The organism is Halomonas sp. ABH4_019, assembly GCF_056159885.1.
The window spans coordinates 26,483-45,998 of record NZ_JBSWWC010000004.1; the positions used below are offsets into that span (position 1 = coordinate 26,483).

Consider the following 19,516-nt stretch of genomic DNA (forward strand, 5'->3'; position numbering starts at 1 on the left):
CCAGAGCCTGACGTTGACAGGTGATCAGCCGCCCCAATTGTTTGCCTGGGGCGGCGAATTACATGTTGTAAAAGTGTCTAGGCGTTGTCTGAAAGTCGGCGAGCGAAGGTTAGGGTTAGGCCTGTTCCCGACGGGCCAATGCTCTTCCCACTTCTGTGGGGCGCAAGGCAAAACATCAGCGAGAAGCCGGGCCAGGCTTGCACACGAGCTGATTATTTTTACGCGATATAGCAGAGTGCAGACAGTTTTCAGACATTGTCTAGTGTCCTGTTTCGGAGGTTCGTTGAAGAGATGGCGAGCGCATTGGGTCGCCAGGCAAGGCGCCGCGACGAGGCATAGCAGCGCTATGGCGAGGAGTGGCAACGCGGCATGGCGGCGCAAGGGGCCGCCAGAATTCTACAGTCAACCTCTGATGCAGGACACTAGTCGGGAGTTGGGTTACTCGACGTCCACATGCAGATTATAGCGTGAGGACACGTCGTTGGGGCTTCCCATGGCGTCGCCTGAGACCTCCAGGATATAGGTGCCGGGAGATACCCGCTCGGTCATCAGGAAGTGCCCGCGCGGATCGGCAGCTTGAGCGATCAGATTTCCCGCATCATCATACAGGCGACCTTGGATGCGGACGTTCTCGCTGGAGTCGCTGGCCAGGTGCTCGCTACTCAATTGCAGCGTCGTTGCCTGTTGAATCTGGAGGCTATAGCGTTGTGGCACTTGAGAGATCAGTTGGCTGTCGGAAACGCCGGCTTCCAACATCACCGGTTCCGATGATTGGCTGCCGGTGACGGCGAAGGTCGCTGCCGAGAACAGCCCCAGCATGGTGGCTCCGATCAGGGTGGTATAGCGTTTCATGATGCATCTCCTTGTCTGGTTGACATGATCGAGTATGGAAGCCCTGGCTGAAACGACGCTGAAAGAAGTGCCATGTCTAACGATTTTGTGGCGGGGGAGAAGCCGTTGGTTCAATACCACATGCGGATGCCGGCGACGATCCCGCTATCCTCGGTGGCCTCGCCCTCGGCTCGTGCCATATCGGCGGTATCACCATACGTTTTCTGCCAGTAGCCGCCGATGTAGGGTGCGAACTTGCGGTGAAACTCATAGCGCAGGCGAAGCCCAGTGCGCACGGAGTTCAGGCCTTTTCCGATGCCGAACTCCGGCACCTCGTCGGCAGAGACCGCCATCTCCAGGCGGGGCTGAAGGAATAGCCGCTGGGTAAGGCGAACATCGTATTCACTCTCCAGACTTGCCGAGATATCACCGTCTTCGCTGATGCGCAGATCGGCGTCGGTCTCGAGGCGATACGGCGCCAGCCCCTGAAGGTTGATGACGCCAAAGTAGCGCTCGAGATGGTCATCCGTGGCGATGCCCCCCTGGTAGCCGATTCCCCCCTGCAGCTCCCAGAAGGGAGCGATCAGACGGCTATACAACAGATCGAGACTCTCGAATTCGGGGGCCTCGCCATCGCCCTGGACGTTCTCGCCTTCTCCCTTCAGGTAGACCCGGTTGACGTCGCCGCCATACCAGGCGCGAAAGTCCCATGCCAGGGTATCGTCTCCTTCGTCGGGCCTGGCGTATTCGAGGCGGTCGATGAGCAGTGAGCCGCGTGGATGCTCGACGATGGGCGATGGCCAGTGCGCTGGCGCATCGTAACCGTCCTCGGCCTGTATGCCGGTGGCGGCCAGCATGGCGATAGTGGTGCCGAGACTCACGGCGATCCTTTTGGCTTTCATGAACCCTCCTTAGGCGACCTTGACGACCCGGAACATGCCGGCATCCATGTGGTAGAGCAGGTGGCAGTGGAAGGCCCAGCTACCCTCGGCATCGGCGGTGATCAAGGCGGAGAGACGTTCTCCGGGCTTGACGTTCAGGGTGTGCTTGCGAGGAATCAGCTCGCCGGCGCCATTCTCGAGTTCCATCCACATGCCATGCAGATGAATGGGATGCTCCATCATGGTGTCGTTGACCAGGATCAACCGCAGGCGCTCGTCCTTCTCGAAGTGGATGGGGCCCGTGACCTCACTGAACTTCTTGCCATCGAAGGACCACATGTAACGTTCCATGTTGCCGGTCAGGTGCAGCTCGAGTTCGCGGCCTGGTGGGCGACGATCCGGCCAGGGACGCAGTGCCTTGAGATCGCGATAGACCAGGACTCGGCGCTCACCCGGATCGATACCGATGCCTGGCTGATCGAGGCGGGAGCCTGGCTGGGCAACGCCCACGGGCAACATGCCGTCGGTCCTGCCGGATGCCGCGTCGGCCATGTGACCTCGATCCATACCCTGCATGGTCGAGTGGTCCATGCCGGGCATCCTGGCATGATCCATACCCTGCATGGTCGAGTGGTCCATGCCGGGCATCCTGGCATGATCCATACCCTGCATGGTCGAGTGGTCCATGCCGGGCATCCTGGCGTTATCCGTGCCCTGCATGGCCGAGTGGTCCATGCCTTGCATATCGGACATTCCCGACATGTCCATTCCCGCGTGTGCGCCCATGGCTTCCATGCCTCGGTCTGCAATCTGGCGGCGTACCGGGATGGGGGCTGTCATGCCGAGCCTGGGCGCGAGGGTGCCGCGGGCGTAGCCGCTGCGGTCCATGGACTCGGCGAAAAGCGTATAAGCCGTATTCGCCTCGGGAGTGACCAGGACGTCATAGGTCTCCGCGACGCCGATGCGAAACTCCTCGACGGGCACGGGTTGAATCGGTTGGCCATCGGCGGCCACGACCGTCATCGTTAACCCCGGAATCCGCACGTCGAAGTAGGTCATCGCCGAGCCGTTGATGACGCGAAGCCGCTGGGTTTCACCGGGCTTGAACAGTGCCGTCCAGTTCTGTGACGGAGATTGCCCGTTCATCAGATAGGTGTAGGTGCTACCGGTGACGTCGGCGATGTCACGGGAACTCATGCGCATATCCGCCCACATGGCGCGCTGTGCGGCGGTATCGGCAAAGCCGTGTCGCTCCACGTCGGCGAAGAAATCCGCGACCGTTCTTTCCTGAAAGTTGTAGTAGCCTTCACCGATTTTCAGGTTATGGAAAATGGTCGCAGGGTCCTCGAAGCTCCAGTCGGTCAGCAGCAGTACGTGTTCGCGATCATAGCGAAACGGCTCTGGCTCGGCGGCGTCGATGATCAGGGGGCCGGCATGGCCGAGCTGTTCCTGCAGGCCGGAGTGGCTGTGATACCAGTAGGTGCCGTTCTGGCGTACCGGGAAGCGGTAGGTGAAGGTCTCGCCGGGGGCGATGCCTGCGAAGCTGACGCCGGGCACGCCGTCCATCTCCGGCGGCAGTATCAAGCCGTGCCAGTGGATCGAGGTAGGTTCCTCCAGCAGGTTGGTGACGCGTAGCACGGCGTCCTGGCCTTCCCGGAGGCGAACGAGCGGGCCCGGGCTGGTGCCGTTGATGCTGATGGGGCGAGCCGACTTGCCCGCTACCGGAAACGGCTCACGGCGGATGGCTAGCGAGACATTGGGACCTTGCTCGGTGCCGTGTGGGTATGCCGCGGCTTGGCCCCAGGGCGACGCCCAGGCCGGGGACAGCCCGAGCGCCATGGCGCCGAGCCCCAGGGCGCTGCCGCCCTTGAGCACCTGGCGTCGGGTCAGCGGGGATGCCGTTTGGTTGGCCTTCGTCATGCACGACTCCTTTCCGAGGCGATGGAGGGAGTCGATGATGCCGTGGCCAGCTGAATCCTGGCTGAATGTCGAATCAGGCCGCGGGAATATGGAGGCGGACCCGCAGGCCCGAGTCGGGCGGTGCCTGAAACTCGATGGTGCCCCGATAGTGCTCCAGCAGCTGGATCAGGATCGAGAGCCCCAGGCCATGGCCGGGCCGCCCCTCGTCGAGGCGTCGTCCTCGCTGGCCCAGTCGCGTGAGCTGCTCTGTCGGCACGCCGGGGCCATCGTCTTCCACCATCAGGCAGAGGCCGTCGCTGACGGTTGCGTGAATGCGGATGATATGTCGCGCCCACTTGCCGGCGTTGTCCAGTACGATTCCCGCCATTTCCATGAAGTCCTGTCGCTCCATGGCCATTCTCGCCTCGGCCTCGGGCATGCCGAGGGACAGGAAGGTCTTGTCGGGGTAGAGGGTGCGAAACATGTCCAGCAGGGTAGACAGCTCGCGCTCGGGAAAGGTGTGCTGGCCGGAGTCGGCCCCGGCGATACGTGAGCGACGCAGTTCGGCATTCAGCTGCGCCTGCATGTCCTCCAGACGGGCCAGGATCTTGGCCCGCCGCGGTGGATCGATGGGGCGCTGGCCGCGCATGACCTGCATGATCGCGGCCAGAGGCGTCTTCAGGGCGTGGGACAGATCGGACACGGCATGTCGGGAGCGCTTCAGGCGGTTTTCCTGGGCATCCATGAAACGGTTCAGTTGTGAGACCAGGGCCTCGAGTTCGGCGGGAACCGTCAACTGCAGGCGTGCCCGTGTGCCCTGGCGAAGTTCTTCGAGCTGTCGCTGCAGCTGCGCGATCGGGCCCAGGCCGGCCCTCACGGCGAGCAGGTTCAAGCCGATGAGCAGCAGCAGGACGAGCCCGGCAATGACGCCGATCCACCAATGCAATCGACTCAACCCCGCTTCGACCCGGTCGAAGCTCTCGCCGACGAGCAGTATGCCTTCGTGACCGTCGAAGGAGAAGGCTCGACGATAGACGAGCAGGTGACTCCCCTGGCGATGAACGTCGATCAGCGAGGCATCGGCACTCTCCAGAAACGGATGGAGGGCCTCCAGCCAGGCCGGATGGGAGGTGGTGACCTCGCCGTCGAAGCGCAGCACGTAGAGATGGTGAAAGACCCGCGCCGCCAGGCTCGTCGGGGCGGTGAGCGGGGGGCGGGCGGTCGGCTCCCTGCGAAGCCGCTCGATCGTGTAGGCGGCCTCCTGGCGCAGGCGATCGCCGAGGAAATCACGGGCCAGGTCTCGCAGCAGGATGCCATGCAGCAACCAGGTCATCGCCATCACCAGGAAGGCCGCCCCGCCCAGCCAGACGAGCAGCCTGCCCCTCAGGCTGCGCCGATCAAGAAGAGGCAAGGATGTATCCCTGGCCGCGGCGCGTCTGGATGACATCCTTGCCGAGCCGTCGGCGCAGCCGCCCGATATAGACCTCCACCAGGTTGGGCGCCGGGGCATCCTGTTCCAGGGCGTAGAGCTGGTCGAGCAGGCGAAGCTTGGAGTGAACGCGATCGGGGTGGTGCATCAGATAGCGCAGCAAGCGAAATTCGGTGGCCGTCAGCGACTGCCAGGCGGTGCCGTCGGTGCTTACGCGCTGGAGGTGTTCGTCGAGATGAATGCCGTTGACCCTCAGCACATTGCCGGTATTGCCGTGCTGGCGGCGCAACAGGGCATGCAGCCTGGCCAGCAATTCTTCCTCGTGGAACGGCTTGGTCAGGTAGTCATCCGCCCCGCGGCGTAGGCCAACGACCTTGTCTTCCCATGTATCACGGGCCGTGAGTGCCAGGATGGGTTGCGTGTGTCCGTTTCTCCGCCAGCGCTCGAGCAGGTCGAGGCCCGACCCGTCGGGAAGCCCGAGATCCAGGATGACCAGCGCGTAATCCTCCGTCTGCATCAGCGAATCGGCCACACGTAGGTGTGCGGCCGTATCGACGCGGTAGCCTTGGTCGCCCAGTGTCTCCGCGAGGCTCTCGCTGAGCAGGTCATCGTCCTCGAGGAGCAATAGCTTCATGGTTAGCCTTCGATCTGGATGGCACCGTGCATGCCTGCCTCGTAGTGGCCGGGAATATTGCAGGCGAACTCCATTTCCTCGACATCGTGCGGCGCGGTCCAGACCAGCGTCGCGGTCTCGCCGGGCGGGATGGTCACCGCCGGCATGTTACCCGCATCATCGTGTCCCCCGCCATGGTGCCCGGCGCTCATGTCATGCCCGCCGCCTGCGGCCATCTCACGCATCATCTCACGATGCGCTGACTGTGCCTCACTGTCGCCGATCACGAATTCATGCTCGAGCTGTCCGGAGTTGGTGATGTCGAAACGGACCGTTTCACCGGGGGCGAGTGCCAGCTTGCCGGGGGTGAACCACATGTCACCCGCCTCGAAAGCGAGGGTGCGATCGACCGGCGGATGAGCGGTGGTCTGGGAGTCGTGGTTGCCGTGCCCGGCGCCGGCCAGGGCGGCGGATGACGCCAGGCCGGCAATCATGGTGAGGAAGGTCGTGCGCATCTTGATACCTCTTCTCGTGTCATCGTGGATGCCACCGTTCTAGGTCATCAAGCTGAATCGTTGCTGAACGTCTGGTCGGGCAACCCCCGTTCATGAGTCCGTGGCCCTTGGTCGTTCTGCGACCAATCGCGCCGGGGCCACCATGTGCTCAACATGACTCAGTGATGTTCTGCAGGCGTGTCGCGCCGAGGAGTGCAGGTGAGGGGGCGGCACGGGGTGCTTTCAAGAACGACGCGTCGTGCTCCCGCCGTTCATCGCGTAGGCCCCCAGGTGGCATCGCTTACCGTTGGCGCGTTCGCCACGCGCGGTGCCCCTTTCGGCGGCAGGGGGCCAGCGGGGTCAATGGGCATGGCCGTCGGCATGATGATCGCCCCCGGAAGAGGCGTTTTCCCCCGAGCCGTGGTGCGCGTTGTGTCCGTGGTCGTCGGCCGGCGAACGTGACATGGCGGCGGTGTCGCCATGCTGGTGGTCATGGCCATCGTCCGGTGCGTCCGTCGGGATCGTCAAGGCCTGGTAATCCGCCGTCGATAGCTCGGGAAGGCGCTGCAGGAAGGCCACGATTTGCCACATTTCCCGGTCATCGTGCGTCACGCCCCAGGCTGGCATGCCGGTCATCCGGATCCCGTTGTCGATGATCCAGAACTGCTTGGCGGGATCCTGGTGGCCGGCTCGCGACAAGCGTGGCGGTCGGGGGTTAAGGCCGGCCCGCAGCACCGTGTCTTCCAGGCCCGGCTTGAGATGGCAGGCGGCGCAGAGTTCGTCATAGGCGGTGGCGCCGGCTCGCACCATGCCTGGATCGTCGAGGTCCGGGACCTCGATGTTCGCGGCATTCGCCTCGACCGAGGCATGCATGGTGGCTTGCAGGGCGGTGCCGACCAGTGTCGAATGCTTCTCCGTCGCGGCGACGTTGTACATGCCGCTGAACATGAAGGCGATGGTGCCGGCAGCGAGGACCAGCAGCGCCAAGGCGGCGCCGAGAACCATTTTCCACATAGCGGACGCTCTCCGGTATCGAGGCGGCAAGCGCGGGCTCGACATGTCAGGCCCACGCTCGCCATGATCCAAGATCCAAGACACTACTCGTCCCCGTGACGCGTGTATACCTTGGATGGAGAGAGGGGCAAGGCGCGGAAACCATCAGGGCTCGCGCCTGCCGTCTTGTCGAGCCTGTCGTGGGGCCTCGATCCCGGGCCTGGTTATGCGAGGCCCAGCTCGTGGGTCGCTTCCTCGCGCATCTTGAACTTCTGGATCTTGCCGGTGACCGTCATCGGGAACTCGTCGACGAACTTCACGTAGCGCGGGATCTTGTAGTGGGCGATCTTGCCCTGGCAGAAGGCCTTGAGCGCTTCCTCGTCGAGGGCCTCGCCGTCGCCCAGCTTGACCCAGGCCATCACCTCCTCGCCGTACTTCTTGTCGGGCACGCCGATCACCTGGACGTCGGAGATCGCCGGGTGGGTATAGAGGAAGTCCTCGATCTCGCGGGGATAGATGTTCTCGCCACCGCGGATGATCATGTCCTTGATGCGCCCGACGATGGTCACGTAGCCCTCGTCGTCCATGGTCGCCAGGTCGCCGGTGTGCATCCAGCCCGCGGCGTCGATGGCCTTGGCGGTGGCCTCCTGGTTGTTCCAGTAGCCGAGCATCACGCTGTAGCCGCGGGTGCACAGCTCGCCGGTCTCGCCCCGCGGCACCACCGCGCCGCTGTCCGGGCTGACCAGTTTGACCTCCAGGTGAGGGTGGATGGTGCCCACCGTGGTGACGCGCTTGTCCAGCGGGGCATCGGTCTGGGTCTGCAGGCTCACCGGGCTGGTCTCGGTCATGCCATAGCAAATGGTCACGCCTTCCATGTGCATCTGCTCGATGACCCGGCGCATCACCTCGATGGGGCAGATGGAGCCGGCCATGACGCCGGTGCGCAGGCTGGAAAGATCGAAGGCGTTGAAGTCCGGGTGTTCCAGTTCGGCGATGAACATGGTCGGCACGCCATAGAGGGCGGTGGCGCGCTCCTCGGCGACGGCCTCCAGCGCGGCCTGGGGTTCGAAACCGTCGCCGGGGTAGATCATCGCCGCGCCGTGGGTCATGCAGCCCAGGTTGCCCATCACCATGCCGAAGCAGTGATAGAGCGGCACCGGGATCACCATGCGGTCGGCCTCGCTGAGGCCCATGGTGCGCGCCACGAAGAAGCCGTTGTTGAGGATGTTGTGATGGGAGAGGGTGGCGCCCTTGGGGGCGCCGGTGGTGCCCGAGGTGTACTGGATGTTGATCGGCTCGTCGAACTGCAGCCCGGCCTGGACCTCGGCCAGCCGATCGGCGGAGACCTCCTCGGCGCGGGCGAGCATGCCTTCCCAGGTCTGCATGCCCGGCAGGGCGCGCTCGGCGTCCAGGCAGATCACCCGCTCGAGGTCGGGCAGGGCGGGGCTGTCGACCCGGCCCGGGCTGCCCTCATGCAACTCGGGCACCAGCTCGGCCAGGGTGGCCACGTAGTCTGAGGTCTTGAAGGCGCCTTGCAGGATCAGCGTCGAGGTGCCGGATTGCTTCAGCGCATATTCCAGCTCGTGGGTGCGATAGCTGGGGTTGATGTTGACCAGGATGGCGCCGAGCTTGGCGGTGGCGAACTGGGTGATGGTCCACTCGGCGCAGTTCGGCGACCAGATGCCGATCCGATCCCCCTTGGCGACGCCTTGGGCCAGCAAGGCGCGGGCCGCCTGATCCACGGCCGTCTGGAGGGTCTTCCAGCTGTAGCGCAGTCCCTGGTGACGACTGATCAGGGCGTCCCGGTCGGGGAAGCGGGCGACGGTGTCGTCGAAGCAGTCGCCGATGGTCTGGCCCTTCAGGGGATTGTCGCTGGTGCCGCTGACGTAGCTGTTGTGGCGGATTAGGCGTGACATGGTGGCTCTCGTTGTTGTGGCATGAACGCGTTGGGCGGGGAAGCGCCACCCGGGGATCATGGCCCGGCCTGCGTCGCGCGATGCCGTGGCGGTCACCGTGCGACGCCGTCAGTCGTCCTGGTCCAGCTGGCGCAGCACCTCCCGCGCCCGCTGGTCCACGTCGTCGATCTCCATGCGCATCAGGCGGATATCCTCGAGCTGCTGCTCCAGGTCGGCGCGCTTCTCCCTGAGGATCTCGCGCAGGCGTTTGAGCTGGCGCGCGTTTCCGTCGGGCATGGCGTCGTACATCATCACCACCTCGCGGATTTCGGCCAGCGAGAAGCCCAGGCGCTTGCCGCGCAGCGTCAGCTTGAGGCGCACCCGGTCCTTTTCGCGGTAGATGCGCTTCTGACCCTGCCGGGTCGGGGCCAGCAGCCCTTCCTGCTCGTAGAAGCGGATGGTCCGTGGCGTGACCTCGAACATTTTCGCCAGCTCGCCGATGCTGTAGGTACGCTGCTGTCGGGGCAGGGTGTCCTGGCTGGCTTCCGGGGCCTGTGATGAGGGTCGACTCATGGCGATCGTTCCTGTAGCCGGGTGGTCCACCGGCGGTTTCCCACCTCGTCAGCAAACCCTAGACGAGGTTTACGTTAACGTAAAGTGCTTGTTCGACCATGGGGTGATATGGGATAAACCGAGCAAGTGCTAGGTTGGTTGCCACCGAGCCGGCCGTCCTCGCCTTGCGGCGAGCGGCCGGCGAGCGACCGGACCCCGTTCTCCACGCCGTTCGACGAGAGGTGCCCATGGATTTTTCGCTCACCGATGACCAGAAGGCGCTGGCCGACGCCGCCGCCGATTTCGCCCGGGTCGAGCTGGCCGACCACGCCGCCGACTGGGACGCGCGCAGCCACTTCCCGGTGGACGTCATCCGTCGCGCCGGGGAGGCCGGCTTCCTCGGCATCTACACGCCGGAGGAGCAGGGCGGCCTGGGCCTGTCGCGTCTCGATGCCTCGCTGATCTTCGAGCAGCTCGCCCAGGGCTGCATCGCCACCACCGCCTACCTCACCATTCACAACATGGTCACCTGGATGGTCGCCAGCTGGGGCAGCGATGCCCTGCGCGAGCGCTATGTCCCGGCCATGATAGCCGGTGATGCCCTGGGCTCCTACTGCCTCACCGAGCCCGGCGCCGGTTCCGATGCCGCCAGCCTCAAGACGAAGGCGGTCCGGGAAGGCGACGAATACGTCATCAGCGGCTCGAAGATGTTCATCTCCGGGGCCGGGGCCACCGAGGTGCTGGTGGTGATGGCGCGCACCGGCGAACCGGACAGCGGCGCCGCCGGCGTCTCGGCGTTCCTGGTGCCCTCCGGTGCGGCCGGCGTTGCGGTCGGCAAGAAGGAAGACAAGATGGGCTGGAAGAGCCAGCCGACCTGCCTGATCAGCTTCGACGGGGTGCGGGTGCCGGCGGGCAATCGCCTCGGCGAGGAAGGCGAGGGGTTCAAGTTCGCCATGAAGGGGCTCGACGGCGGGCGGCTGAACATCGCCAGCTGCTCGCTGGGCGCGGCCCAGCAGGCGCTGACCCTGTCCCGCGACTACATGGCCGAGCGCAAGCAGTTCGGCCGGGAGCTGGCGAGCTTCCAGGCCCTGCAGTTCAAGCTCGCCGACATGGGAAGCGAGCTCACCGCGGCTCGGCTGATGGTGCGCCATGCCGCCTGGCGGCTCGACCAGGGCGATCCCGAGGCCACCGCCCACTGTGCCATGGCCAAGCGCTTCGCCACCGACATGGGCTTCAACGTGTGCAACGAGGCCCTGCAGCTTCACGGCGGCTATGGTTATATCCGCGAATATCCCCTCGAGCGCCTGGTGCGCGACACCCGGGTCCATCAGATCCTCGAGGGCACCAACGAGATCATGCGGCTGATCGTCGCCCGGCGGCTCTTGGCCGACGGCGTCATCGAATCGCTTCAGTAACCGGACACCAGGAGAGACAGTGATGTCGGACCTTGCGGTCAGTTTCGACGAATTGCCCACCCGCGGCGGCGGTCGGGTCGGCGTGGCCACCCTCAATGCGGCCAAGTCGCTCAATGCGCTGTCGCTGGAGATGATCCAGGCCCTCTCGGCCAAGCTCGAGGCCTGGGCGGTGGACCGCAGCGTGGTGGCGGTGTGGCTGGAAGGGGCCGGCGACAAGGCCTTCTGCGCCGGCGGCGACGTGGTGGCGCTGTATCGTTCGCTCACCGAGGAGGGCGACGTGCGCGGCGCCGAGCGTGGCGGCCTGTTCCCCGAGACCTATTTCACCGCCGAGTACCGCCTCGACCATCGCATCCATACCTATCCCAAGCCGCTGCTGGTGTGGGGTGACGGCATCGTCATGGGCGGCGGCCTGGGGTTGATGGCGGGCGGTTTCCAACGCCTGGTCACCGAGACCACGCTGATCGCCATGCCCGAGATCACCATCGGCCTCTATCCGGACATCGGCGCCAGCTGGTTCCTCAACCGCATGCCGCCCGGCATCGGGGCCTACCTGGGGCTCACCGGCGCCCAGCTCAACGCGCGTGACGCCCTGGACCTCGGCCTGGCGGATCGCTTTGTGCCGCGCGAGCGACGCGACGATCTGCTCGGCGCCCTCGCCGAGGCCGACTACGGCGACCGCGAGCCGGCCGACTGCCGGCTCGCCGTGGAGGGCGTGCTCGACCGCTTCGAGGCCCGCGACGCCGCGCCCGAGGGCCAGGTCTGGCCGCGCCGCGACCACCTCCAGGCGCTGGTCGGCGAGGCCGGACCCGGCGATGCCGTGGCGCGCATCCTGGCCGACGATCGCGATGACCCCTGGCTCTCGGCCAACCGCGCCCGGCTGGCCAGCGGTTGCCCGATGACCGCCCATCTGGTGTGGCGGATGCTGGAGCGCCATCGTCACTCCAGCCTGGCCGATGCCTTCCGCGACGAGCTCGGCCTCTCGGTGCAGTGCTGCCATCGCGGCGACCTGGTCGAGGGCGTGCGTGCCCTGCTGATCGACAAGGACAAGCGGCCGCGCTGGTCGCATGCCGACGTGGCCAGCGTGCCGGAGGCGGACATCCAGGGGATGCTGACCTCGCCCTGGTCCAGCGAGGCGCATCCGTTGCGAGACCTCGGCGTGGGCCATCGGGTCGGCTAGTCGATTCGCGCGCTTGCCGTATTGCACAACAACATCAACAGCCTTCAGGAAGTGCTGAGTAAATCGCCGAGCAGAGTGAATCGCAAGGCGCACGGAGCACAGAAAGCGAGACATAACGAAGGGTTAGGCGAGCTTTCGAGCACCGCGCAACGAAGCGATTTACATGCGCAGGCATTTAGGCAGTGTTTCCTGTATCGGACTCAAGGAGCAACGCCATGACAATTGCCTTCATCGGACTCGGCAACATGGGCGCGCCGATGGCCGCCAACCTGCTGGGCGCCGGCCACGACGTCTGCGTCTTCGACCTGGTCGAGGACGCCGTGGCGGCACTGGAGGGGCAGGGCGCCCGGCGCGGCGAGAGCGCCGAGGCTGCCTGTCGCGACGCCGAGGTGGTCATTTCCATGTTGCCCGCCGGCACCCACGTGCGCGGGCTCTATCTCGGCAACGACGAGTCGGCTGGGCTGCTCGATGCCCTGGCGCACCAGCCGCTGATCATCGACGCCTCGACCATTTCCCCGGACGATGCTCGCCTGGTGGGCGAGGCCGCGGCCGCACGCGGCCTGACCTACCTGGATGCCCCGGTCTCCGGCGGCATCGGCGGGGCCAAGGCCGGTACCCTGACCTTCATCGTCGGCGGCGACGCGGCCGGCTTCGAGAAGGCGACGCCGGTGCTCGAGGTCATGGGCAAGAACATCTTCCATGCCGGCGAGGTGGGGGCCGGCCAGGTGGCCAAGATCTGCAACAACATGCTGCTCGGCATCCTGATGAGCGGTACCGCCGAGGCGCTCGCCCTGGGGGTCAAGAATGGCCTGGACCCTGCCGTGCTCTCCGAGATCATGAAGCAGAGCAGCGGCGGCAACTGGGCGCTCAACGTCTACAACCCCTGGCCCGGGGTGATGGAGGGCTCGGCGGCGTCGCGCGACTACCAGGGCGGCTTCCTCACCGACCTGATGGCCAAGGACCTGGGGCTGGCCTGGGAGCTCGCCCTCAGGACCCGCTCGAGCGTGCCCATGGGCTCCCAGGCACGCAACCTGTTCGCCCTGCACAGCGCCCAGGGCAGCGGCCGGCTGGACTTCTCCAGCATTCAGACGCTGTATCGGGCGGGGGAGGAGTCCTAGCCTAGGGCAGCGGGCAGCGGGCTACAGGTTACGAGCCACGAGCCACGAGCCACGAGCAGTATGTTGCCCGTGGCTCACCACTCACCACTCAGCACTCACCACTCACCACTCACCACTCACCACTCACCACTACCCATGATGCAACTCCTCCCCGCCGTCGGAGAACGACGGCGGGGTATTGGCGCTGACGATCACGCATTCCCGCTCCCCGATATTGCGGAAGCGGTGGGGCAGCCGCGAATCGAAGTAGTAGGCGTCGCCTTCCGACAGCACCTCCACCTCGCCGTTGACGGTGATCTCGATCTGGCCCGAGATCACCACCCCGCCTTCCTCGCCGTCGTGCTCGAGCATCTCCTCGCCGCTGTCGGCGCCCGGCGGGTAGCGCTCGTGGAGCACCGACATGCGCCGGTCCGGGCGACGCGCGGCGACCAGTCGCCAGGAGAGCTTGCCGTCGCCGATCTCGGTGAGCTCGCCGGCCTTGTAGAAGGGCCGAGGGTGGCTGGTTTCCTCGCCGGCGAAGAAGGTGCTGATCGATACCGGCAGGGCATCGAGGATCTTCTTCAGCGAGCTCACCGAGGGGCTGACGCTGTTCTGCTCGATCAGCGAGATGCTGCTGTTGGTGACCTGGGCGCGCTTGGCGAGCTCGCGTTGGGAGAGCCCCCGCTCCAGGCGCAGCTGGCGGAGGCGGGCGCCTACGTTGAATCCTTCATCCATTTTTATCGTTCACGGCGCGGGCCGCGATCCTGCTCATGTCGGGAAATGTCAGATCGTGGAAAATTCTTGACGGATGATACCGGTTGCGGGCCTCGGCGATAAGTCGCGGCGGCCCCGATGTCGCGATCGGCACGGAACCTGACCCCCTGGTCATGGAACCTGCGGCGAGGCTGAGGCATCATGAGGCCATGCCCGATCATCCTGCTGGAGCCTCGTTGTGATCCACCGTGACGCCCTCACCGGCCTGGTCCTGGCCGGTGGCCAGGGCCGACGCATGGGCGGCCGCGACAAGGGCCTCGCGCCCTTCGCCGGCCAGCCCCTGGTCTGCCATGCCCGCGCGCCCCTCGTCGGCCGGGTGGCGGAGCTGCTGATCAACGCCAACCGCCACGGCGAGGCCTACGCCGAGTGGGGGAATCGGGTCATCGGCGATGTCGAGGCGGGCTACCAGGGGCCGTTGATGGGCATCTACAGCGGACTGCGGGCGGCGGCCACCGACTGGCTGGTGGTGGTGCCCTGCGACAGCCCGGCGCTGCCGGACGATCTGGTCGCGCGTCTGGTGGACGGCCGCGGCGAGGCCGATATCGCCGTGGCCCATGACGGCGAGCGGCTGCACCCGGTGGTGGCGCTGATCCGCCGCTCGCTGGTCGACGACCTGGGCCGGTCGCTGGCGCAGGGTGAGCGCAAGATCGATCGCTGGTATGCCCGCCATGCCTGGCAGCCCGTGGACATGTCGGACTGCGCCGAGGCCTTCGCCAACCTCAATACCGAGGCCGATCGGCGGCGGCTGGAGGAGGCGCGTCCATGAACGCTGCCAACGACGGCCCCCTGCCGTTGATCGACGACCTGCCGCTGCTGGGCATCGCCGCCTGGAGCGGCACCGGCAAGACCACCCTGCTGGAGCGGCTGCTGCCGGCGCTGCGCCGGCGCGGGCTGCGGGTCGCGGTGATCAAGCATGCCCATCACGCCTTCGACGTGGACCAGCCCGGCAAGGACAGCCACCGCCTGCGCCAGGCCGGGGCCGAGCCGATGCTGGTGGCCTCGCGGGCGCGGATCGCGCTGATGATGGAGACCCCCGACCGCGAGGAGGCCGACCTCGCCGAGCTGGTCGCCATGGTGCGCCCCAGGGCGCCGGACCTGGTGCTGGTGGAGGGCTTCAAGGCCTGGCCGCTGCCCAAGCTCGAGCTCTATCGCGAGGCGCTCGGCAAGCCGCTGCGCGCCGCCGAGGACGCCTGGGTCAAGGCGGTGGCCAGCGACGGCACGCCGCCCCTGCCGGCCGGTGTCGAGGCACTGGACCTCAACGACCTCGAACGGCTGGCCGACTGGGTGGCCGCCTGGCCCGCCCGCTGGCGCGACCAGCGCCGTCCCCGTGCCGGGGAGCTTCGCCCATGACGCTCTCCTGCTTCGACCTCGGCGAGCGCATGCTGTCGCCGGCGGAGGCCCGCGAGGCGTTGGCCGGCCTGGTCGCCGGTCCGCTCCCCGTGGAGCGGCTGCCCCTCGCGTCACTGCATGGCCGGGTGCTGGCCGAGGAGGCGGTCTCGCCCATCGACGTGCCCCAGAACACCAACGCCGCCATGGACGGCATCGCCCTGGCCTGGCCCGAGCACGGCGAGCCCCCGGCCCGCTGGCGCCGCGTCGGCGAGGTGCTGGCGGGAAGCCGCCGCGAGGCCTCGCTCGCCCCCGGCGAGTGCGTGGCGATCACCACCGGGGCGCCGCTGCCGCCAGGGACGGACACCGTGATCATGCGCGAGCAGGTCAGCGACGAGGCCGGTCGGGTGCGTGTCGACCGGCCCGATCGGGTGCGCCGTGGCCAGCATGTGCGCCAGGCCGGGGAAGACATCGCCCGGGGGCAGCGGGCCCTGGCCGCCGGCATCCGGCTCGGCGCCGCCGAGCTGGGCCTGCTGGCCTCGCTCGGCCTCGCCAGAGTGGCGGTGGCGCGACGCCCCCGGGTGGCGATCTTCTCCACCGGCGACGAGGTCACCGCCCCGGGCGAGCCGCTGCCGGCGGCCGGCATCTATGATGCCAACCGCTTCTCGCTGGCCGGCCTGCTGGTGGAGCACGGCGCCGAGGTGCTCGACCTCGGCATCCTGGCCGACGACCGCACGGCGATGACCGCCGCCCTCGAGGACGCCGCCGAGCGGGCCGATCTGGTGCTGACCAGTGGCGGCGTCTCGGTGGGCCAGGCGGACTATACCCGTCAGGCCCTGGAGGCGGTCGGCCGGCTGGCCTTCTGGCGCATCGCCATTCGCCCCGGGCGGCCGCTGGCCTGCGGCATGCTCGGCGAGCGCCGGGTGCCGTTTCTCGGCCTGCCCGGCAACCCGGTGGCGGTCATGGTCACCTTCCTGCAGTTCGTGGCCCCGCTGCTGGGGCGTCTGCAGGGGCGCGCCGACCTCGAGCCGGTCCGGCAGAGCGCCCTGGCCGAGGCCCCGCTGAGAAGCCGCACCGGCCGCACCGACTACCTGCGCGGGATCACTCGCAGCGACGCCCAGGGACGGCGCTGGGTGCGGCCGACCGGGGCGCAGGGCTCCGGCATCCTGTCTTCGATGGTGGCCGCCGACTGCCTGATCGAGCTCGACGCGACCCGTGGGTCGGTCGAGCCCGGCGAGGCGGTGGTCATCCAACCCCTTTCCCGATTGTCATGAGGCCCCTTTCATGAGCCTGACGCACCTCAATGCCCGCGGCGAAGCCCACATGGTCGATGTCGGCGACAAGCCCGAGAGCCGCCGCGAGGCGAGCGCCTCCGGCGTGATTCGCATGCAGCCGGCGACCCTGGCGCTGCTCGCCGACGGCGGCCTGCCCAAGGGCGATGTCCTGGCCACGGCGCGGATCGCCGGCATCCAGGCCGCCAAGCGGACCCACGAGCTGATCCCGCTGTGCCACGCGCTGCCGCTGTCCAAGGTCAGCGTGGCCTTCGAGCTGGACGAGGCCAACGCCTGCGTGCGCGTCACCGCCGCCTGCCGGCTGACCGGGCGCACCGGCGTCGAGATGGAAGCGCTGACCGCCGTCTCGGTGGCCTGCCTGACGCTCTACGACATGTGCAAGGCGGTGGACAAGGACATGGAGATCGGCGAGATCCACCTGGACACCAAGGTCGGCGGCAAGTCGGGCGACTATCGCCGCGACATCGGCCCCGGCGAGGCGCCCATCGTCACCGGCGAGGGCGAGGCCGGCGAGGTCAGCCTGGGCGCGCGCTGCGGCCTGGACGAGCCCTGCGTCCTGGTCAAATGCCTGGCTGAATTGCGCGAGCGCCTCGGCGTCGGTGAGGTCTCGGTGCCGTTCGAGTCCCTCGAGAGTGCCGATGTGGGCGGGCTCAAGGCCGCCCTGAAGGCCATGGATCCGCGCTTCGCCGGTCTCGACGAGGGGCGGGTGCTGTGCGCCGTCAATCAGGTGATGGCGGGCAACGCCACACCCTTGACCGCCCAGGACGAGGTCGCCTTCTTTCCCCCGGTCACCGGAGGCTGAACATGTCACGCGTGCGCGTACAACAACAAGGCTTCGACGCCGGCGCCGAACAACGCGATCTGCTTGAGGGCCGCACCGATATCGGAGCGGTCGTCAGCTTCACCGGCCTGGTGCGCGATTTCAACGAGCGACCCGAAGTGCAGGCGCTGAGCCTGGAGCATTATCCGGGCATGACCGAGTCGGCCCTCGGGTCGATCGTCGACGAGGCAGAATCGCGCTGGCCCCTGCAGGGAGTGCGCTTGATTCATCGGGTCGGACACCTGGCCCCTGGGGATCCCATCGTGTTAGTGGTGGTCGCCAGCGCCCATCGACGTGCCGCCTTCGAGGCCTGCGATTTCATCATGGATTACCTCAAGACCCGTGCGCCCTTCTGGAAGAAGGAGCACACCGCCAGCGGTGACTATTGGGTGGCCGAACGCGAGACCGATCACCAGGACGCCAGACGCTGGGAGACCTCATCATGACCGACGAGCTCATTGACGACTTCGGCCGGCGAGTGCGTTATGTGCGCATCTCGGTCACGGATCGCTGCGATTTTCGCTGCGTCTATTGCATGAGCGAGGAGATGACCTTTCTGCCTCGTGCCCAGGTGCTCACCCTCGAGGAGCTGGCGTTGGTGGCGCGAGCCTTCACCGAACTCGGCGTGGAGAAGATTCGTCTCACCGGCGGCGAGCCCCTGGTGCGGCGCGACATCGATCGCCTGGTAGCCGACATCGGTGCCTTACCGGGGCTCAGGGACTTCGCCATGACCACCAACGGCGCCAGCCTGCCCAAGTATGCCGAGCGGCTGCAGGAAGGCGGGCTGCAGCGCCTCAATATCAGCATCGATTCCCTGGATCCGGAGCGCTTCCGTCGCCTGACCCGCACCGGGGACCTGGCCAAGGTCATCGACGGCATTCGTGCCGCCAAGCAGGCCGGCTTCGAGCGCATCAAGCTCAATGCGGTGATCCTCAAGGGGCGCAACGACGACGAGGTCGTCGACCTGGTGGACTTCGCCCGGCGCGAGGGGCTCGATATCAGCTTCATCGAGGAGATGCCGCTGGGCGACGTCTCGGACCATAGCCGCGACGAGACCTTCTGCTCCAGCGACGATGTCCAGGCGATGATCGAGACCCGTCACACCCTGGTGCCCACCACCGAATCGACCCTGGGGCCATCGCGCTATTTCCAGATGCTCGACAGCGAGACCCGGGTGGGCTTCATCTCGCCGCACAGCCATAACTTCTGTTCCAGCTGCAACCGCGTGCGCGTCACCGTCGAGGGCCGCCTGCTGCTGTGTCTCGGCAATGAGCACTCGGTGGACCTGCGCGCCGTCCTGCGTCGTCACCCCGGCGACATCGATGCCCTCAAGGCGGCCATCGTCGCGGCCATGCCCCTCAAGCCGGAGCGGCATCATTTCACCACCGACGGCGACGTTCAGGTCGTGCGCTTCATGAACATGACCGGCGGCTAGTCGGCCCGACTCCACCGGGTGCGGCGACCCAAATGCCGCGCCTGGTGGAGTCTCCCCTGGTCTCAATAGCCGGATTTTTTCGAGGCGAACATCGCCGGGCTCACCAGGTGTTCGGCAGTGTTCCCGAGGGATTTTCGTGTCGCTTTTCTTGCCAAAGCCGCCGTGACGCATATACTTTTCCGTACATCGGTCAGATGTCGACCGTGCGTCAATTCTCGTCATGGAGGGGGCAATGTCAGAACATACCCTGGAGCGTATCGCTCGCAACAAGAACGTCGCCCGCGCGGCAGCACGTCAACTCAGCATGGAGCAACTCCATAAGCTGGCCGAGGTGATCGGCGAGGTCATCGAACAGAAGAACGATGAAGAGCGTCAGCGCCAGGAAGAGGAAGCCCTCAAGGCACGCAAGCTCGCCGAGATTCGTGAACAGATCAACGAGGCGGGCCTGTCGATCGACGACCTGGTGCCCGAGCAGCCCCAGCGTAAGCGCGGCCGTCCGCCGAAGAAGACCGCCGACAAGGCGTAACGCCCGGCGCCTCACCGGTGCCGCGTGTCGAGTGAAAACGAAACCCCGAAGGTCGCGACCTTCGGGG

General features: G+C 66.6%; 20 protein-coding genes. 10 read left to right on the plus strand and 10 right to left on the minus strand.

Annotation, left to right across the window (positions count from 1 at the left end; translation table 11 throughout):
* Positions 1–438: 438 nt before the first annotated feature.
* The 9 genes from ACXAFN_RS15845 to ACXAFN_RS15885 form a co-directional block, all read right to left on the minus strand.
* Positions 439–852, minus strand: coding sequence for a hypothetical protein (locus tag ACXAFN_RS15845; RefSeq protein WP_474990223.1), 414 nt, complete (start codon positions 850–852; stop codon positions 439–441).
* Between the two features lie 110 nt (positions 853–962).
* The gene (locus ACXAFN_RS15850) at positions 963–1,712 is read right to left on the minus strand and encodes a copper resistance protein B (RefSeq protein ID WP_474990225.1); all 750 of its coding nucleotides are present in this window, start codon (positions 1,710–1,712) and stop codon (positions 963–965) included.
* Positions 1,713–1,742: 30 nt separating this feature from the next.
* Positions 1,743–3,632, minus strand: coding sequence for a copper resistance system multicopper oxidase (locus ACXAFN_RS15855; RefSeq protein WP_474990227.1), 1,890 nt, complete (start codon positions 3,630–3,632; stop codon positions 1,743–1,745).
* 73 nt (positions 3,633–3,705) lie between these two features.
* The gene (locus tag ACXAFN_RS15860) at positions 3,706–5,022 is read right to left on the minus strand and encodes an ATP-binding protein (RefSeq protein ID WP_474990229.1); all 1,317 of its coding nucleotides are present in this window, start codon (positions 5,020–5,022) and stop codon (positions 3,706–3,708) included.
* The gene (locus tag ACXAFN_RS15865) at positions 5,009–5,674 is read right to left on the minus strand and encodes a response regulator (protein ID WP_474990231.1); all 666 of its coding nucleotides are present in this window, start codon (positions 5,672–5,674) and stop codon (positions 5,009–5,011) included. Before ACXAFN_RS15865 ends, ACXAFN_RS15860 begins: the two co-directional genes overlap by 14 nt.
* A 2-nt stretch (positions 5,675–5,676) precedes the next feature.
* Positions 5,677–6,168 carry a cupredoxin domain-containing protein gene (locus ACXAFN_RS15870; protein ID WP_474990232.1) on the minus strand — a complete coding sequence of 164 codons (492 nt, stop codon included), beginning with the start codon at positions 6,166–6,168 and terminating at the stop codon, positions 5,677–5,679.
* A gap of 339 nt (positions 6,169–6,507) precedes the next feature.
* Positions 6,508–7,161 (minus strand): c-type cytochrome, encoded by a 654-nt coding sequence (locus ACXAFN_RS15875; RefSeq protein WP_474990234.1) that lies wholly within the window; start codon positions 7,159–7,161, stop codon positions 6,508–6,510.
* 203 nt (positions 7,162–7,364) lie between these two features.
* Positions 7,365–9,056, minus strand: coding sequence for an AMP-binding protein (locus ACXAFN_RS15880; RefSeq protein WP_474990236.1), 1,692 nt, complete (start codon positions 9,054–9,056; stop codon positions 7,365–7,367).
* A gap of 108 nt (positions 9,057–9,164) precedes the next feature.
* Positions 9,165–9,608, minus strand: coding sequence for a MerR family transcriptional regulator (locus ACXAFN_RS15885; RefSeq protein ID WP_474990238.1), 444 nt, complete (start codon positions 9,606–9,608; stop codon positions 9,165–9,167).
* A 227-nt stretch (positions 9,609–9,835) separates the two neighbouring features.
* Here ACXAFN_RS15885 and ACXAFN_RS15890 point away from each other — a divergent pair, with 227 nt between their 5' ends.
* The 3 genes from ACXAFN_RS15890 (at position 9,836) to mmsB (ending at position 13,297) form a co-directional block, all read left to right on the plus strand.
* On the plus strand, positions 9,836–11,002 hold the full coding sequence (locus ACXAFN_RS15890) for an acyl-CoA dehydrogenase family protein (protein ID WP_474990240.1): 1,167 nt from the start codon (positions 9,836–9,838) through the stop codon (positions 11,000–11,002).
* Between the two features lie 22 nt (positions 11,003–11,024).
* Complete coding sequence (locus ACXAFN_RS15895; RefSeq protein WP_474990242.1) at positions 11,025–12,179, plus strand: enoyl-CoA hydratase/isomerase family protein; 1,155 nt, start codon at positions 11,025–11,027, stop codon at positions 12,177–12,179.
* A gap of 215 nt (positions 12,180–12,394) precedes the next feature.
* On the plus strand, positions 12,395–13,297 hold the full coding sequence (gene mmsB, locus ACXAFN_RS15900) for a 3-hydroxyisobutyrate dehydrogenase (protein WP_474990244.1): 903 nt from the start codon (positions 12,395–12,397) through the stop codon (positions 13,295–13,297).
* 129 nt (positions 13,298–13,426) lie between these two features.
* Here the strand turns inward: mmsB and ACXAFN_RS15905 are convergent, their stop codons facing one another.
* The gene (locus ACXAFN_RS15905; RefSeq protein WP_474990246.1) at positions 13,427–14,011 is read right to left on the minus strand and encodes a cupin domain-containing protein; all 585 of its coding nucleotides are present in this window, start codon (positions 14,009–14,011) and stop codon (positions 13,427–13,429) included.
* A 217-nt stretch (positions 14,012–14,228) separates the two neighbouring features.
* On the opposite strand from ACXAFN_RS15905, the gene mobA reads away from it, so the two are divergent.
* The 7 genes from mobA to ACXAFN_RS15940 all read left to right on the plus strand — a co-directional run bounded on the left by mobA (position 14,229) and on the right by ACXAFN_RS15940 (position 19,449).
* Positions 14,229–14,816, plus strand: coding sequence for a molybdenum cofactor guanylyltransferase MobA (mobA, locus tag ACXAFN_RS15910; RefSeq protein ID WP_474990248.1), 588 nt, complete (start codon positions 14,229–14,231; stop codon positions 14,814–14,816).
* On the plus strand, positions 14,813–15,400 hold the full coding sequence (gene mobB, locus ACXAFN_RS15915; RefSeq protein ID WP_474990250.1) for a molybdopterin-guanine dinucleotide biosynthesis protein B: 588 nt from the start codon (positions 14,813–14,815) through the stop codon (positions 15,398–15,400). The genes mobA and mobB overlap by 4 nt, the downstream gene beginning before the upstream one ends.
* A complete protein-coding gene (moeA, locus tag ACXAFN_RS15920) occupies positions 15,397–16,650 on the plus strand; it encodes a molybdopterin molybdotransferase MoeA (RefSeq protein WP_474990252.1) in 1,254 nt (417 codons plus the stop codon). Before mobB ends, moeA begins: the two co-directional genes overlap by 4 nt.
* A gap of 10 nt (positions 16,651–16,660) precedes the next feature.
* Entirely contained in the window at positions 16,661–17,470 is an 810-nt protein-coding gene (moaC, locus tag ACXAFN_RS15925) for a cyclic pyranopterin monophosphate synthase MoaC (RefSeq protein ID WP_474990254.1), read from the plus strand.
* Between the two features lie 2 nt (positions 17,471–17,472).
* Entirely contained in the window at positions 17,473–17,934 is a 462-nt protein-coding gene (moaE, locus tag ACXAFN_RS15930; protein ID WP_474990256.1) for a molybdopterin synthase catalytic subunit MoaE, read from the plus strand.
* Positions 17,931–18,923 (plus strand): GTP 3',8-cyclase MoaA, encoded by a 993-nt coding sequence (gene moaA, locus ACXAFN_RS15935; protein ID WP_474990258.1) that lies wholly within the window; start codon positions 17,931–17,933, stop codon positions 18,921–18,923. Before moaE ends, moaA begins: the two co-directional genes overlap by 4 nt.
* Positions 18,924–19,155: 232 nt before the next feature.
* Positions 19,156–19,449: an H-NS family histone-like protein gene (locus ACXAFN_RS15940; RefSeq protein ID WP_474990260.1), complete on the plus strand. Its 294-nt coding sequence runs from the start codon at positions 19,156–19,158 to the stop codon at positions 19,447–19,449.
* Positions 19,450–19,516: the final 67 nt, after the last annotated feature.